This window comes from Mesorhizobium sp. M7A.F.Ca.US.002.01.1.1 (assembly GCF_004022955.1).
Classification (GTDB): domain Bacteria; phylum Pseudomonadota; class Alphaproteobacteria; order Rhizobiales; family Rhizobiaceae; genus Mesorhizobium; species Mesorhizobium ciceri.
Map to the genome: position 1 here is coordinate 1 of NZ_RZQE01000724.1, position 2,143 is coordinate 2,143.

A 2,143-nucleotide genomic window follows, 5' to 3' on the forward strand; every position below is an offset into this window, starting at 1 on the left:
CCTGTCGACGAAGCACTATTGGCAAATGGTCGTGGACGATTTGGTCCTGACACGCTGAGATTTGGGCATGCCAAAGCGGAGCGAATTTCGCCCCGCTTCAATCAGGTTACGTTTACGATCAGCCCGGCACGATGATAATCGAGGCGCCGTTCGACGCTGTGACCGCCGACAGACGGCCCTTTTTCAAGAACGACGGCTTCACATAAATCTTCTTCATTTTCAGACTCTCCTAAAATCCCAGCCTGATGATGCCATACTGCGGCCATCTGTCAACCATGCGAGCTGAAAGCAACAAACAATAAACCCAACAATGCGCGACAAGGGGCCAGGGTCCCTATTCTTTGCTTCGGGCCATCCCAAAACCAATTGCACCTGGAGTTTGCTCTCCAGCGCCGGCGCGATCCGCCAGAGATGCGCCGGATTAAAGCGTGACGCTGCTCGGGGCGTTTGCCGTGACGGCGGAAAGCTTGCCCTTCTTGACGAAGGTCGGCTTCGCGTAAGTCTTCTTCATGGTGTTCTCTCCTGAACTCTCGGCGAGCATGGCAGATGCGCGACATGTGTCAACCAAGCCGGGCGCCGACGGCGGCCCTCCTGGCGCTATCGGCTGGCGGCCAGCGCCTGGCCTCCGGCTCGCTCGACGGCACGGCCCGGCTATGGGGCATGGACACCGGCCACCAGATCGCGCTGTTCGACAGCAAGACCGGCCCGATCTATGCGGGCGTCCGCCGCGGTGCTGACCGGCGGCAATGATCGCACCACCCGCGACTGGCCGCCCGACGGCGGTGACGGCGTCGTGCTGTTTGCCGGCGCGTCGGAATGAGCAAATCTTGATCACCTTGTCCGCCGTGCTATGTAAAGCCCATGCCAGCATCCAGCCTCCCAGACAACGCGCCGCTCATCGTCATCGATCTCCAGACCGGTATGTTCGACGGCGTGCACGAACCGCCGATCCATGATGCGCCAGGCATAGTCGAGCGCACCAAAGCGGTGATCGACTGGGCGCGGCGCGGCGGGCGCAAGGTCGCATTTGTCAGGCATGATGGACCCGAAGGCGATCCGTTGGCACCGGATCAGCCGGGCTGGCCGGTTTGGCCCGCACTTGGCCAAGCTGCGGACGAGCCGACCTTTGCCAAATCCGTGCGCGATGCTTTCAGCAATCCTGCCTTCGGCGACTGGGTTGCCGGGCAGGGTGCGGGTGCTGTCGTGCTCCTGGGCGCGCAGACCGATTTTTGCGTGGCCGCGACGGTCAAGGGCGCGATCGCCAGAGGGCTCGGCGTGGCCGTGGTGTCCGATGCGCACAGCACGCTGGACAATGCCAGCGAGAGTGCCGAGCAGGTCATCATCAGGCACAATGGCGAATTCGCCGAGGCCGGCGTCAATCTGGTGACCACAAAGGCGCTTGTCGGCGGCTGAAGCCCGAACGTCGCCGCAGGCCGCATTATCAGGCAGGCCGGCTTGAGGAGTTCGCGAGGGAAGACAGCGCCGGGCGCCTGCCGTGGTCGACGCGGACGGGGGGGCGCATTGTTGGGATGGCTCGGGCGCCCGCGTCAACCAGGGCGGCTCGTACCGCCGCATTAGCAACATTGCACATTGCGTGCCGCTCGAAACTTCCGCGAAAGCGGAATAGGCCGGAGCAAAAGGGCGGATTCGGCTGAGACTTTCGGCGCGCTTTCCCGGTCCGGGAGTCAAAAAGCCTGCTGGTTATTGGGAATGTCGTTCAAGGCGTTTGCCGGTGCTGCACCGGATCGGCGAGGAACGACACCGCAATCAGGTCGTCGCCATCGATCCGGCCGTGACGATCTTCCATGATGGCCGCGACCTTTTGAAAGGTTTTCATTTCGGCATCCGTCACCCGCGCATCGCGCATCCGGGCCTGGAGATCGGCCAGGCGAACGCCCAAAGCAGGGGATGTCACAGCTTTGCTTATCATCTTCACTCGTCCTGATTGGAAACTGACATGGGCAACCCGCCGCCATGGCTGGCGGCGGGTTTGGGACAATTCCAAGTTCAGTCGTAGACCTTGACGATCTTGCGGGTGCCCGGATCCACCAGGACGGTGCGGTTGTCGACCACCACGTAGCGGTATTTGACGTCGGGGATCTCATGAAGCTCGACCGTGTCCGGCAACGCGCTACCAACATTC

General features: G+C 62.1%; 6 protein-coding genes. 2 read left to right on the forward strand and 4 right to left on the reverse strand.

Features of this window, described 5'->3' with window-relative positions:
* Positions 1–118: 118 nt before the first annotated feature.
* Together EN932_RS34655 and EN932_RS34660 are read right to left on the reverse strand one after the other, a co-directional pair.
* Positions 119–217: a hypothetical protein gene (locus tag EN932_RS34655; protein ID WP_013530621.1), complete on the reverse strand. Its 99-nt coding sequence runs from the start codon at positions 215–217 to the stop codon at positions 119–121.
* Between the two features lie 204 nt (positions 218–421).
* Positions 422–511, reverse strand: a complete 90-nt coding sequence (locus EN932_RS34660; protein WP_081714185.1) for a hypothetical protein — start codon at positions 509–511, stop codon at positions 422–424.
* Positions 512–546: 35 nt separating this feature from the next.
* Here EN932_RS34660 and EN932_RS34665 point away from each other — a divergent pair, with 35 nt between their 5' ends.
* Both EN932_RS34665 and EN932_RS34670 read left to right on the forward strand, forming a co-directional pair.
* Positions 547–750 (forward strand): hypothetical protein, encoded by a 204-nt coding sequence (locus tag EN932_RS34665; RefSeq protein ID WP_063168627.1) that lies wholly within the window; start codon positions 547–549, stop codon positions 748–750.
* Between the two features lie 111 nt (positions 751–861).
* Positions 862–1,413: an isochorismatase family protein gene (locus tag EN932_RS34670; protein ID WP_127368643.1), complete on the forward strand. Its 552-nt coding sequence runs from the start codon at positions 862–864 to the stop codon at positions 1,411–1,413.
* Positions 1,414–1,717: 304 nt separating this feature from the next.
* Here EN932_RS34670 and EN932_RS34675 read toward each other — a convergent pair whose 3' ends face one another.
* The gene (locus tag EN932_RS34675; protein ID WP_338048523.1) at positions 1,718–2,005 is read right to left on the reverse strand and encodes a hypothetical protein; all 288 of its coding nucleotides are present in this window, start codon (positions 2,003–2,005) and stop codon (positions 1,718–1,720) included.
* A 2-nt stretch (positions 2,006–2,007) separates the two neighbouring features.
* Positions 2,008–2,143: DUF1236 domain-containing protein (locus tag EN932_RS34680; RefSeq protein ID WP_128369460.1), on the reverse strand; the 136-nt coding region annotated here is incomplete at its 5' end.

Coding starts and splice junctions, on each gene's coding strand:
- EN932_RS34655 (WP_013530621.1), bottom strand. CDS start 217: ATGAAGAAGATTTATGTGAAGCCGTCGTTCTTGAAAAAGGGCCGTCTG.
- EN932_RS34660 (WP_081714185.1), bottom strand. CDS start 511: ATGAAGAAGACTTACGCGAAGCCGACCTTCGTCAAGAAGGGCAAGCTT.
- EN932_RS34665 (WP_063168627.1), top strand. CDS start 547: ATGCGCGACATGTGTCAACCAAGCCGGGCGCCGACGGCGGCCCTCCTG.
- EN932_RS34670 (WP_127368643.1), top strand. CDS start 862: ATGCCAGCATCCAGCCTCCCAGACAACGCGCCGCTCATCGTCATCGAT.